At 66.0% G+C, this 13,445-nt stretch carries 6 protein-coding genes; 3 read left to right on the top strand and 3 right to left on the bottom strand.

The annotated features are described in order from the left end of the window. Positions 1-3: 3 nt before the first annotated feature. From HX881_RS23560 to HX881_RS23550, 3 genes are all read left to right on the top strand, one after another. Positions 4-1,062 (top strand): isopenicillin N synthase family dioxygenase, encoded by a 1,059-nt coding sequence (locus HX881_RS23560; RefSeq protein ID WP_017126678.1) that lies wholly within the window; start codon positions 4-6, stop codon positions 1,060-1,062. A 37-nt stretch (positions 1,063-1,099) separates the two neighbouring features. Continuing rightward, on the top strand, positions 1,100-1,891 hold the full coding sequence (locus tag HX881_RS23555) for an ABC transporter substrate-binding protein (RefSeq protein WP_017126677.1): 792 nt from the start codon (positions 1,100-1,102) through the stop codon (positions 1,889-1,891). A gap of 261 nt (positions 1,892-2,152) precedes the next feature. After that, positions 2,153-3,694, top strand: a complete 1,542-nt coding sequence (locus HX881_RS23550) for an amino acid ABC transporter permease/ATP-binding protein (protein ID WP_177086915.1) — start codon at positions 2,153-2,155, stop codon at positions 3,692-3,694. A gap of 131 nt (positions 3,695-3,825) precedes the next feature. Here the strand turns inward: HX881_RS23550 and recD are convergent, their stop codons facing one another. Genes recD through recC form a run of 3 tightly spaced genes read right to left on the bottom strand, consistent with a single transcriptional unit; the run spans position 3,826 to position 13,063 of the window. Next, complete coding sequence (gene recD, locus HX881_RS23545) at positions 3,826-5,916, bottom strand: exodeoxyribonuclease V subunit alpha (protein ID WP_177086913.1); 2,091 nt, start codon at positions 5,914-5,916, stop codon at positions 3,826-3,828. Beyond that, complete coding sequence (gene recB, locus HX881_RS23540) at positions 5,913-9,608, bottom strand: exodeoxyribonuclease V subunit beta (protein WP_177086911.1); 3,696 nt, start codon at positions 9,606-9,608, stop codon at positions 5,913-5,915. The genes recD and recB overlap by 4 nt, the downstream gene beginning before the upstream one ends. Beyond that, positions 9,605-13,063 carry an exodeoxyribonuclease V subunit gamma gene (gene recC / locus HX881_RS23535; RefSeq protein WP_177086909.1) on the bottom strand — a complete coding sequence of 1,153 codons (3,459 nt, stop codon included), beginning with the start codon at positions 13,061-13,063 and terminating at the stop codon, positions 9,605-9,607. Before recC ends, recB begins: the two co-directional genes overlap by 4 nt. Between the last annotated feature and the right edge of the window lie 382 nt (positions 13,064-13,445).

Here is a 13,445-nt window from a genome sequence, read left to right as displayed (position 1 = left end):
GTCATGCCTGAGAACAGCCATAACAGTCCGGCCCAAGCCAACTTCAAGAGCATTCCGGTGGTGAATATCGCCGGGCTGTTCAGCGTCGAGCTGGAGCATCGCCTGGCGGTCGCCGAGCAACTGGGGGCCGCCGCCAGCGAGGTCGGTTTCCTCTACATCACCGAGCACGGCATCGATCCGCAACTGATCGCCAACCTGCGCCAGGCGGCGAAGGACTACTTCGCCCAGCCGCTCGAAGCCAAGATGCAGCACTACATCGGCACGTCGAAGAGCCACAAGGGTTTCGTGCCCGAGGGCGAAGAGGTGTACGCCAAGGGCAAGCCGGACCACAAGGAAGCCTTCGACATCGGTTTCGAAGTGCCGGCGGACGATCCGCTGGTGCTCGCCGGCACGCCTCTGCTGGGGCCGAACGAGTGGCCGTCATTGCCCGGTTTCAAGGAAGCCGTGCAGGCCTACTACGCCGCCGTGTTCGCCCTCGGGCGCAAGCTGTTCGGCGGTTTCGCCCTGGCCCTGGGGCTGGAGGAAAACACTTTCGACAGCCTGGTCAGCCGGCCGCCATCGAAGCTGCGACTGATCCACTACCCGTTCGACGATGCCGCCCAGGACGCCCCCGGTATCGGTGCCCACACCGACTACGAGTGTTTCACCATCCTGCTGGCCGACAAGCCCGGCCTGGAGGTGATGAACGACCTGGGCCAGTGGATCGACGCGCCGCCGATTCCCGGCGCGTTCGTGGTGAACATCGGCGACATGCTCGAAGTGATGACCGCCGGCACCTTTGTCGCCACCGCCCACCGCGTGCGCACCGTGAGCGAGGAGCGCTACTCCTTCCCGCTGTTCTATGCCTGCGACTTCCACACCCTGATCCAGCCGCTGCCCAGCTTTGCCCGGGCCGGCCAGGAATACGAACAGATCGCCATCGGCGAACACATGTATGGCCAGGCCCTGCAGACCTACCAGTACCTGCGCAAGCGCGTGGAAAACGGCGAGATCGCCCTGCCGGAAAAAGCCCGAAAGCCATCGAGCTTCGGTCATCTGAAAAACCAGGCGCAGCCTTCCTGAACCTGCCGCTTACCTTCTCATCCTGGAGTTATCGCACATGCTCAAGCACCTCCCCCGCCTGACCCTGGTCGCCACCGGCCTGCTCTGCGCCGGCAGCGTTTTCGCCGCCGCGACCGCCACCCCCGGCCAACTGAAAGTCGGCATGGAAATCACCTACCCGCCGTTCGAGTCCTATGACGCCGAGAAGAACGTGGTCGGCTCCGATCCGGAGCTGTCCCAGGCGCTGGCCAGGCACATGGACAGCAAGGCGGAATTTATCGACACCAAGTTCCCGAGCCTGATCATGGGCCTCAATGCCGGCAAGTTCGACGCGATCATTTCCGGCATGTACATCACTCCCGAGCGCCAGACCCAGGCCATGACGATTGCCTACGCCAAGACCGGCGCGGCAATCATGGTGCCCAAGGACAGCGCGCTGAAACCGACCACCCCGGAAGACCTCTGCGGGCTGAAGGTCGGGCTGGAGCAGGGCACGACCTGGGTCGCGCAGTTCCAGAAGCTGTCCACCGATTACTGCGTGCCCAAGGGCAAGGGCGCGATCACGGTCAGTGAATATCCGTCGGCGCCGGAAGTCACCCAGGCGCTGTTGTCGAGCAATATCCAGGCGCAGGTGGAGATTGCCGGCGCGGCGAAGATGATCGCCGAACGGACCAAGGGCCGGGTGGTAGTGACCACCGAGCATCCGATCTACCAGCAGACCCTCGGGATCTTCGTGAAGAAGGGCAATGACGCGGTGTACCAGGCCTTGCTCAAGGCCTTCGAGGAAACGAAGAAGAGCGGCGAGTATGCGGCGATCCTGAGCAAGTACAGTCTGGAGGCGGCGGAGTAACAACCGCCCTGATCGTTCCCGCGCGCGGCAAGGGAATGCCTCGCCGGGCGCTCGCGTCGGCGCTTGTGACGCGGAGCGTCACGGGCTGCATGCCCACGCGGAGCGTGGGAACGATCGACTGTGGGAGCCGGCTTGCCGGCGATAGCGACCGGTCAGGCGATGCAAGGCTCGAGGGCCTCATCGCCGGCAAGCCGGCTCCTACAGGGATAGTGGATGCAAAGGATCCCCCGCAACCTGCGATACAGCCACACCGAGGTTCCCATGCAATTCGATTGGCCCTATTTCTTTTCGCTGTTCTCGATGCCGGCCTTCTGGCAGGCCTGTGTCACGGTGGTCGAGCTCAGCGCCCTGGCCTGGTTTATCGGCATGCTGCTGGGCTTTGTCCTGGCCTCGGCCAAGCTGTCGAGCGCGGCCTGGTTCCGTCTGCCGGCAGTGGTGTACATCTGGTTCTTCCGCAGTATCCCGCTGCTGGTGCTGGTGGTGTTCGTCTACAACTTGCCTCAGCTGTTTCCGGTTACCGGCCGTGTACTGTCGAACCCGTTCTATTCGGGCTTGTTCGCCCTGGTGGTCACGGAAGCGGCCTACATGGCCGAGATTCATCGCGGCGGGTTGATCTCGGTCGCCAAGGGCCAGAAGGAGGCCGGCCGGGCCCTGGGTGTCGGCCTGCTCGGGCTGCAACGCCTGATCGTGATTCCCCAGGCCTTCCGCATCTCGCTGCCGACGCTGATCAACGAATACATCACGGTGGTGAAGCTGACGTCGCTGATCTCGGTGATTTCCCTGACCGAGATCCTCACGGTGGGCCAGCGCCTCTACGCGCAGAACTTCCTGGTGATGGAAACCCTCGGCGCGGTGGCGGTGTACTACGTGCTGATCGTCAGTCTGTTCGGCTGGCTGTTGCAGCGCCTGGAACAGTATCTGGACCTCAGCCAGCGCAAGCCTCGGACCCTCGTCGACAGCGCCGCCGCCAGCCTGCGGGCGAGCTTGCCACAACTGGCCGCGGCAGCCCGTACGAAGGCCGTCGCCGGGGCCGCGCCGGCCCTGCAATTGCAGAATATCCACAAGCGCTATGGCGACCATGAGGTGCTCAAGGGCATCGACCTGAACGTCGGCAGCGGCCAGGTGCTGTCGATCATCGGCCCGTCCGGCTCGGGCAAGACGTCGCTGATCCGCACCATCAACGGCCTGGAAAGCATCGATCAGGGCGAGATCGTGCTGTTCGGCGAAAGCTTCATCAGTGCCGCCGACCATCCCAACAGTGCGCAGGTACGCCGCGGTGTACGGCGCATCGGCATGGTGTTCCAGAACTTCAATCTGTTCCCGCACCGCAGCATTCTCGACAACGTCACCCTGGCCCCGCGTTACCACGGCGCGGCGCGCGTACCGGGCGAGCAGCGGGCCCTGGCGCTGCTGGACAAGGTCGGCCTGCTGGCCCATGCCCACAAGTACCCGCATCAGTTGTCCGGTGGTCAGCAGCAGCGGGTGGCGATCGCCCGCGCGCTGGCGATGGAGCCGGAAGTGATGCTGTTCGACGAGCCGACCTCGGCACTGGACCCGGAGTTGGTGGGCGATGTCCTGAAGGTGATTCGCGACCTGGCCGATGAAGGCATGACCATGCTGATCGTCACCCATGAGATGGATTTTGCGATGTCGATTTCCGACCGGGTGATTTTCATGGAGAACGGCGTGGTGCAACTGGATGCCAGCCCCGGGGCGATTCGTGAAGAGCCGCGGGGTGAACGGGTGCGGCGCTTCATGGGGATCGAGGCGGCCGCGAAGGTGGCGGTGGCACAGCTCAACTGAAGCGAACGCGGTGCCTGTGGGAATCGGGATTGCCTGGAAGTCTTCAGCGATCTCGCGGGCCCCTTCGCGGGCAAGCCCGCTCCCACAAGGTTCTCGGTGCAGTTTGCCAGCGAGGAGGCCGGTACAGGCAGCTACTCTCCCAGCTCCAGCATCAACCCGCTCAGCCGCTTGACCTTGCGCCGCACGGCCTCTTCGAACACGCCGCCGCGGGGCTCGATCAGGCTGAACCAGTCCTTGGCCCGGGTGATCCCGGTGTAGATCAGTTCCTTGGTCAGCACCGGGTTCAGCGCCTCCGGCAGGATCAGCGCGGTATGGGCGAACTCCGAGCCCTGGGATTTGTGCACGGTCATGGCGTAGACGGTTTCCACGTCGTTCAGCCGGCTCGGCAGGACAAATCGCACGCCGCCCTGGCCGTCGTTGCGCGGGAACGCCACGCGCAGCACCTGCTGGCCGGCTTGCGGTCCGTCGCGCTCCGGCAGGCGCAAGGCGATGCCGATATCGCCGTTCATCAACCCCAGGCCGTAGTCGTTGCGGGTCATCAGCACCGGGCGCCCTTCGTACCAGTGCTGGTCGCTGTCGATCAGGCGATGGGCGAACAGCGCCGCGGTGATGCGCTGGTTCAGGCCTTCGACGCCCCAGGGGCCCTTGCGCACGGCACAGAGCAACTGGAATTCGTCGAAGGACTGCAACACGGCCCGGGCCCAGTCCGACCAGCGCGGATCATCAAGGTCGACGCCCGCCGCCGGGCGCTGGCCGCGCATCACCCCGAGGTAGTGCCGATAACCCTTGCGCTCGCTGCCCTGGCCGTCGAGCACCAGCTTCTCGAACGCGCGGTCCTGCTCGCCCTTGAGGGCCAGCGCGAACAGATCGGCATGACTGCCCGCCGCCAGCAGGGCACGCGCCTCGTCCGCCGCCTGCTGGTTGACCAGCCGCGACAACCGGCCGATGCCGCTGCCTTCGCCAAAACGTCGTGAGTGACGCAACATCACCACTTGCTGGGCCAGCGGATGGCTGTGATCGAGGTCTTCGCGCAAGCCGCTGGCGCTCAGGTCCTCGCCGCTGACCGCTTGCAGCCAATCGCGGGTCTGCGCGCTGTACCAGCCCTCCTCGGCATCGCGACACAGGTCGCCGAGCACCGCGCCGGCTTCCACCGAGGCGAGCTGGTCCTTGTCCCCCAGCAGCACCAGCCGTGCATGCACCGGCAAGGCGTCCAGCAGGTTGGCCATCATTTCCAGGTCGATCATCGAGGCTTCGTCCACCACCAGCACGTCCAGCGGCAGGCGGTTGCCGGCGTGATGGCGGAAGTGCCGGGTGCCGGGACGACTGCCCAGCAGGCGGTGCACCGTGGTCACTTCGCTGGGGATCCGCGCGCGCACCGCTTCATCGATGAGCAATGAGCGCACCTGGGCACTGATGGATTCGGTCAGGCGCGCGGCGGCCTTGCCGGTCGGCGCCGCAAGGCGAATGCGCAGCGGTTTCCCGGCTTCCACCGCCGGGGCCTGGAGCAAGGCCAGCAGGCGCACCACGGTGGTGGTCTTGCCGGTACCGGGACCGCCGGTGACGATGCTGAAGGCACCACGGGTCGCCAGGGCGCAGGCCAGCTTCTGCCAGTCGATGCGCTCGCCGGCAGCCGCCACGCCGAACAGTTCGCTCAGGCGCCGCGGCAGATCGTCGGGGCTGGCTTCGTGTTCGGCGAGGCGCTGGCGCAAGGCGTTGTCGATACGTCGCTCGTAGCCCCAATAACGTCGCAGGTACAGGCGCCGACCACTCAGGACCAGCGGCCGCTGTCCAGCCCCGGCGTCATGATCGTCGGCCAGCGCCACCAGCGAACTGGCCTGCAGGGCCCGGCACCAGGCGTCACCGTCCAGGGCCACCAGCAGTTGCGAGGGCAGCAGCATCGCGCCGCTCTGCACATCGCCTTCCGGTGGCAGCGACAGGGCGAAGTCCGGCTCCTTGAGGGTTTCGAACAGGTCGAGGCAGACATGCCCGTGACCCAGTTGGTGACTGGTCAGGGCCGCCGCCAGCAGCACCAGCGGATCGCCGCTCGGGTCGAGCTCATGGAGAAAGGCCACGAAGGCCTTGTCCAGCGCCCGCACCCAGCCGCGTTCGAGCCAGCGTTCGAGCAACAGCAGCAGGTCTTCGGCGCGACTCAGCGGCGCCAGTTCGGCCAGGCTGTCGTCGCTCAACGCGGTGGGCAGCAATTCGGCGAAGGAACGTTTCATAGCAGACTCCCCTGTTCCCAGGCGGGCGCGGATTTCGGCACGGGCTTGCCCTGGAACAGCAGGTCCAGGTGTTCGATCAGCTCCCGCGGCGGCCGGGCGAAATACGCGCCCTGGCTGGGCGAACGGGTGCCGCGCAGGAACAGGTACAGCGCGCCGCCCATGTGCCGGTCGTAGTCATAGTCGACCAGACGGGCCTTGAGCTGGCGATGCAGGGCCAGCAGGTACAGCACGTATTGCAGGTCGTAGCGGTTTTCCAGGATCGACGCGGCCATGGCCTGCTCGGTGTAGGCGGTATCGTCGGCGCCCAGCCAGTTGGACTTGTAGTCGGCCACGTAATAGCGGCCCTGGTGTTCGAAGGTCAGGTCGATAAAGCCCTTGAACATGCCGTTGAGCAACACCGGCTCGGCCGCCGCCCGCGCCACGCCGCCATGGGTATGGCGACGCACCAGTTCGTCGACCTGGTGCACGTCGACCTTGTGGCTGGCGAACCAGAACTCCATCTCGACCTGATAGCTGTCCAGGCCCGCGAGGATCACCGGTGGCTGGTCGTTGCCGAGGCGCAACGGTACTTGCAGCAGGTGGGCGAGCCAGTCGCTGAGGGTCTCGATCCAGCCCTTCCAGCCCCGCAGGTTGCAGCGCGGCGCGACAGCCTTTTCGATCAGCGTGCGATCGGCGGTGAAGCGCTCCTCACCGGCCCATTCCAGCAGACCATGGAGAAAGGTGCCGGGGTTCGGCCCTCGCGGGAAGCGATGGATATCGCCACCACTGGCGGCGACTTCGCGGGGCGCGTCCGGGTCCAGGCGTTCATCGTCGAAGAGTTTCTGCGCCTGGGGGCTTTCCGGCGCTTCGTCACTGTCGCTGCTGAGCTGATCGCCGATGCGCAGGGCACTGTAGGAGGCGATCCACCAGTGCTCGGCGGCACGGCGCTTGGGCAGCAACGGTTCGAGCAGGGTTGCCTGGTTGCGTGGCGGCTGGAACGAGGCATCGGTGGGCTCTGGCAGCTCTCCCCAGGCCAGGGTCGGGCAGTCCTGTTGCAGTTGCGCCAGCCAGCCCGCCAGGGCGGTGGACTCGCCCAGCACGGCACCACCACCCAGCAGGTAACCGAGGGCCGACAGGTGCAGCACCGAGCTGTTGTTATTGCCGCGCTTCAAGTCGGCGACACCCAGCCAGCAGGCATGCTGCGCGCGGGTCAGCGCCACATAGAGCAGGCGCAGGTCTTCGGCCAGGCGCTCGTCGTCGGCCTGGGCGATCAGTTCGGCGGTGGGCTTGAGGCTGACCTGGGCGCGGCCTTCGCTGTCGTGGTAATGCAGCGGCAGGCGACTGCCATCCACCGGCTTGACCGAACAGATAAAGGGCAGGAACACCAGCGGATATTCCAGGCCCTTGGATTTGTGGATGGTCACCACCTTGACCAGTTGCTCGTCGCTTTCCAGGCGCAGGATCTGTTCTTCGCCAGCCTGGCCGGACAGCGCCAGGTGTTCGCTCAGATGGCGGATCAGCGCCTGTTCGCCATCCAGCTCGCCGGCCGCCTGTTGCAACAGCTCGGACAGGTGCAAGAGGTTGGTCAGCACCCGTTCGCCGTCGCTGCGGGCGATGAGGGCCTGGGGCAACTGGAAGTCGTGGAGCAGGCGCCGCAGCATCGGCAGCACACCCTGGGTGCGCCACAGCGTGCGATAGCCGCGGAACTGCATGACCCGCGCTTCCCAGGCCAGTTCGTCCTGGTTCAAGCGCTCCAGTTCGGCCAGCGGCAGGTTCAAGGTGATACAGGCCAGGGCCGCCCGCAGCGGACGTTCGACATCCGGCTCGGCGCAGGCCTTGAGCCAGGCCAGCAGGTCGTGGGCCTCCTGGGCGGCGAAGACCGAATCCTTGTCCGACAGGTAGACACTGCGCACACCACGAGCGGCCAGTTCGCCACGCACCGCCTGGGCCTCCTTGCCGTCCCGGACCAAGATGGCGATATCGGAAGGCAGGACGCCCTTGAGTTGGCCATCGCGGCTGAAACCGATGCGGCCCTGTTGCCCGCCATTGAGCAGGGCGACGATTTCGCTGGCGCAGGTCGCTGCCAGTTGCTGGCGATAGACTGCGCCGGACAACGGCTGCCCGGAGGACAACTGCCAGAGATTCAGCGCCGCCGGCGGCTGTCCGTCGATCTCGAACACTTCCTTGCGGCCCTGGGAGGCCACCGGCAGGAACGGCACCGGGTTCTGCGCGCCATCGCGGAACAGGAACGCGCCGCGCCCCTGTTCACGCTGCTCGGCGCGCGCGAAGACGTGGTTGACCGAGTCGACCATGGCATGGCTGGAACGGAAGTTGGTGCCCAGGGTGTGCAGGCGCCCGCTGGTGGCCTGGCGGGCACGCAGGTAGGTGTAGATATCGGCGCCACGGAAGGCGTAGATCGCCTGCTTGGGGTCGCCGATCAGGAACAGGCCGCCGTCGGGGTTGTTGTCTTCGATGCGGTAGATGCTTTCGAAGATCCGGTACTGCACCGGGTCGGTGTCCTGGAATTCGTCGATCAGGGCCACCGGGAACTGTTCGCGGATCAGGCTCGCCAGACGCTCGCCGCCGTCGGCCTGCAATGCCGCGTCGAGGCGCAGCAGCATATCGTCGAAGCCCATTTCGGCGCGGCGGCGCTTCTCGTCTTCGAAGCGTGCACCAACCCAACGGGCGGCATGTTCCAGCACCGCGGCGTCGGGCGTCGGCAGGGCATCGAGGCTGGCCTTGAGCCCGGGCATGGCGTCGAGACCGGGATGCCGCGGGGCGTCGCCCTTCCAGGCCTCGGCCAGGCCATCGGCGGTCAGGCGAGTGAAGCCGGTGCCGATATCCAGTTGCTCCTGGGTATCGTCGTCGGCCCAGGCAGTGAGCTTGTCGAACCAGGGTTCGAAGTAACGTGCCTGCATCTTGCGGCCGTCGACCGTCTTGTTCGCCACGCCTTGCAGGCAGATCTCCCGCAGTTCGGCCGCCCATTGTTTCCAGGGGGTCTTGAGCTGCACCAGGGCAGCGCGGCGCTCGCGCAGGCAGGCATCGATCAGCTCGGCGGGCTCGACATCATCCTGTCGTTCGCCAGCGGATCTGTCGCTGCCGAACAGGGCCCTGACCCTTGGCAACAAAGCCGCCGGACCGCCCCAGTTGGCGCGGACCCAGTTCAACGCGTCGCCCTGCATCTTGTAGCAGTAGAGCCGCCAGTAATCGCGCAGCACTTCGCCGAGCAGGTCGCTGTGGTCGGTTTCCAGGGTCTGGGTAAACAGGCTGCCGCTGTCGAAGGCATGTTCGCGCAGCATGCGCTGGCACCAGCCGTGAATGGTCGATACGGCCGCTTCGTCCATCCATTGCGCGGCGATGTCCAGGCGGTTCGCGCAGGCGGGCCACTGCTCGATGCTGTATTCAGCGCGCAATTGCGCGATCAAGTCGTCCGGGGCGGCCGTCTCGTCGCGGAAGAAGCGCGCGGCTTCGGCCAGGCGCGTGCGGATCCGGTCACGCAGTTCCTTGGTGGCGGCATCGGTAAAGGTCACCACGAGGATCTGCGGTGGCAGCAGTTCGCGCCCGAAACCGGCCGCTTCGCCGCCGTGGCCGAGCACCAGGCGCAGGTACAGCGCGGAGATGGTAAAGGTCTTGCCGGTACCGGCACTCGCTTCGATCAACTGGCTGCCGCGCAATGGAAAGGCCAGGGCCAACGGGGTCTTGGTAGCGGTCATGGGCGCGCCTCCTCGGCCGCGAGGGCGCGCCACGGCGCTTCGAGCAGCGGTCGATAGAGGGTGTCGCACCAGCCGGTGAATTCTTCGCTGGCGATCAGCGCATCGTAGTCGGCGAACTGCCGGGCCAGGGCGGCGCTTTCGCGGCGCTCGCCCTCACTGTTGATACCGTCGCCGTCGTAGGCCTTGCGGGCGGCGGCGTCGGCCTTGAGCGGGTCGGGCTGAGACAGCCAGGCGAAGGCGGTCTTCACCGCCACCGGCAATGGCCGGCGCATGCCGGCCTGCCAGGCCAGCAGCAGCTCGCCGAGAATGGCGCGGGCCCGCTCCTGCTCGAACGGCGGCAGCAGCAGGGTATCGTCACTGGCGACCAGCGCCGTGGTCATCGACAAATCACAGGCACAGGCCACCAGATGCTCGACCCAGGGCCGGGTCAGGCGATGCCATTTGCGGGTCTTGAGCGAACCGATGCTGTTGGGAATGGTGGTGACGGCGAGGTAGCCGCCATCGCTGCGCTGGTGCAAGCCGGCAAGCCAGCCTTCGAGGCGCACGCCGCTGGCATCGACACTGACCGGCACGGCGCTGGTCACCGGGGTCGGCCACAGCGTCAACAGTTGCTGGTAGCGTTGCAGCAGGTCGGGCAGCGGCTCGATCAGTTCGTCTTGCAGCAACTCGCCGAAGCCGGCCATCGGCAGCAGGCCGCTGCCTTGCAGGCGCCGGGCCTGCTGGCGCAGCGCTTGCTCGGGATTGTCGGCGTGCATCAGCGCTGCGCCCAGCAGGCTGTCGCTGAGGCTGTAGCGTTGCAGCGCATCGAGGACAAAGGGTTCTTCGTCGGCCAGCGGTGCTTCGGCCGCTTCGAAGAAGACTTTCAGGCGCTGGCTGAAGAAGTGCCGGACCGGGTTGCGCAGGAAGTCTTGCAGTTGCGCCAGGGTCAGCGGTTCTTCCTGGAGGTAGGCGGCCAGTTCGTCGATGGCCGGGCTCGTCCCTTGCAGTTCGTGCAGTTGCTGCCATTCCCGGGCATAGCTGAACAGGCCGCTGTCGCCTTCGTGGAAATAGCGGGCACTGAACGGTTGCAGCGGGTGTTCCTGGGTCAGGGCGTGCAACAGCTGTTCGCCGTCGGCGTCGGGCAGTCGCCAGCCGCTGGCGATATGGTCGCGCAATTGGCCGATCAGTACCGAGGCCGGGCGCTCGCTGTTATCGCGGATGCTGCGGCCGACCCAACTGATGTACAGCTGTTCCCGTGCCGAGAGCAGGGCTTCGAGCAGCAGGTAACGATCGTCTTCACGGCGTGAGCGGTCGCCGGGGCGGTAGTCGCTGCCCATCAGGTCGAAGTCCAGGGGTGGCTGGGCCCGCGGGTAATCGCCGTCGTTCATGCCGAGCAGGCACACCAGCTTGAAGGGAATCGCGCGCATCGGCATCAGCGTGCAGAAGTTCACCGCGCCGGCGAGGAAGCGCTGGGACAGGCGGCCCTGGTCGAGGCCGGCCAGCCAGGCTTCACGCACCACGGTCAGCGGCAGTTCTTCCTGCAGGTCGACGGCTTCGCAGGTTTCCAGCCAGGTGGCGCGCAGTTGTTCGAGCTGGATCAGCAGGTAATCGTCGTGCTCGGTACTGGCCAGGAAGAACAGCTGGATCAGCGCTTGCAGGCGCTCGCCCCACTGTTGCGGACGGGCCGGTTCGGAGAGTTCCTGGTGGGCGATTTCCAGGGCATCGAGCAGCGCGATCAACGGGCCGATCAAGGCAGCATCGAGACCGCCAATCTCGTCGTACGGTTCGATGCCTTCGCAACCGTCGCCGCTACCGACCGCGTAGCCCAGCAGCATGCGCCGCGAGCCGAAACGCCAGCTGTTCTGTTCCAGTTCGCTGGGCAGGCCGAGGCCAGCACGTTGCTCGGCGTTCAGTCCCCAGCGAATACCGGCGCCTTCGATCCAGCGATGCAGGGTCGGCAGGTCGCGCTCTTCGATATTGAAGCGGGCGCGCAGGGCGGGAACGTCCAGCAGGTCGAGAATCTCGCTGACCGGGAAACGGCTGTCCGGCAGTTTCAGCAGGTGTTCGACGGCGATCAGCAAGGGGTCGCGACCACGCTGGCCCTGGTCGGCCAGGGTGAACGGGATAAAGCGCGGGTCGTTGCGTTCGAGCTGGCCGAACACCGCACGGATGTGTGGGGCATAGCTGTCGATATCCGGGACCATGACAATCACGTCACGGGGGCGCAGGTCGGGATTGGCACTGAAACGGGCGAGCAACTGGTCGTGGAGGATTTCCACTTCGCGCTGGGCACTGTGGGCGATCTCGAAACGGATCGAGTGGTCCTGATCGAGGTCGACGGCCGGCCAGAGTTCGCGGGTTTCGCCAAGGGGACGCAGTTCGAGGATGTCGTCCTGCAACTGGTTGAGCAAGGTCGCCGGAAGGCTCTCGCTGAACAGGTCGATCCGACCGTCGCGAAAGGCCGCACGGTAGCTGTTGGGGTCGTCGTAGCTGTCGAGCAGGTTGATGTAGTCGCGCCCCTGCTTGCCCCAGGCGGCCAGCAGTGGGTGGGCGTGCTGGTGCAGGGTCTCGGGATCGAGAGCGAGCGGCATGCCGGCTTTGCGCGACTGGCGCTTGTATTCGTTACGCAGCAGGTCCTTGTCGGCAACGATATCGGTCCAGTGGTGGCGACAGGGGTTGTGTACGCACAGCAGCACCTGGCTGAAACGTGCCAGGCCGGCGAGGGCTTCGAGGGCCTGGGCCGGCAATGAGGAAATGCCGAAGACGATCACCCGTGAAGGCAGGCCCGCTGGTGCCGCGGTCAGGCTGTTGATGCGCTCGATAAAGCGCTGGTGCACGCCCGCGCGGCTCTGGGCCATGCCTTCGGTGCCGACATCCAGCAGCAAGGCACGCCAGAGTTCGGCCTGCCAGCAATTGGCCGGGCTCAGCGGCTTGGCTTCACCACGGCCACTGCGCAACTGGTGACGACCGGCGGCCCAGTCTTCCAGCCAGTCGGCGCGGTAGACCTGGTACTGGTCGAACAGGTCGGCCAGGCGTTCAGCCAACTGGTAGCGCTTGCGCAGGTCGCTGTCGTGGGTGAGGAAGCGCTGCAGGGGCTCGAAGTGCGGCTGGTCGATCAGTTCCGGCAGCAGGCGCATCAGGCGCCAGGTCAGCGGGGCCTTGTCGAGCAGCGACTTGGCCGGGATCTGGTCACGGCCCAAGACCATGCGGTAGAGCTGCCACATGAAGGTGCCGGGCAGTTGCACGTCGATGGCGGCGGCGATGCCGCAGCCTCCCGAGTCATCGTCTTCGGCGTCTTCGGCCAGGGCCAGCTTCAGCCACTGGGCAATGCCGTTGCTCTGGACCAGGGCGATCTCATTCTCCAGGGGCGCCAGGGGGTAACGCCGCATCACGTTGATCACCAGGCTGCGTAGTTCTTCAGGGCTGTTGCTCTGGACAACCATGAAGGCAGGGTTGAGTGATGTCGCGTCCGGCATGCCGACTTCCTTGGAGAATTCAAAACGAAGGCAGGACTTTAGCACCTCCTGTGGGAGCAGGCTTGTCGGGACACCGCCGGGATGGCCTCATCCCCGTCCCTTGTAGGAGCCGGCTTGCCGGCGATGAGCCGGAGCCTTGCATACTGCAGACGGTCTGGCGCTGTGGGAGTGGGCTTGCCCACGAAGAGGCCCTTGAGGCTTGCGTCGCCCTTGCCGGCCTCTTCGCGGGCAAGCCCGCTCCCACAAGTCCTGTATCGTTCTTGCGGCCGCACCCACCCGCCCCCTGTGGGAGCTGGCTTGCCAGCGATGGCGGCCGCCAGATCCCCGCAGGGCTCAAGGACCTCATCACTGCGGGCTTTTCGCAGCGCAAAAACAAAACCCC

This window comes from Pseudomonas gingeri, assembly GCF_013386115.1.
Classification (GTDB): domain Bacteria; phylum Pseudomonadota; class Gammaproteobacteria; order Pseudomonadales; family Pseudomonadaceae; genus Aquipseudomonas; species Aquipseudomonas gingeri.
This window is presented reverse-complemented; position numbering and strand designations above follow the sequence as displayed.

Bases quoted from the DNA above. Each gene is read 5' to 3' on its own strand.
- HX881_RS23560 (WP_017126678.1), top strand. From the start codon at position 4: ATGCCTGAGAACAGCCATAACAGTCCGGCCCAAGCCAACTTCAAGAGC.
- HX881_RS23555 (WP_017126677.1), top strand. From the start codon at position 1,100: ATGCTCAAGCACCTCCCCCGCCTGACCCTGGTCGCCACCGGCCTGCTC.
- HX881_RS23550 (WP_177086915.1), top strand. From the start codon at position 2,153: ATGCAATTCGATTGGCCCTATTTCTTTTCGCTGTTCTCGATGCCGGCC.
- recD (WP_177086913.1), bottom strand. From the start codon at position 5,916: ATGAAACGTTCCTTCGCCGAATTGCTGCCCACCGCGTTGAGCGACGAC.
- recB (WP_177086911.1), bottom strand. From the start codon at position 9,608: ATGACCGCTACCAAGACCCCGTTGGCCCTGGCCTTTCCATTGCGCGGC.
- recC (WP_177086909.1), bottom strand. From the start codon at position 13,063: ATGCCGGACGCGACATCACTCAACCCTGCCTTCATGGTTGTCCAGAGC.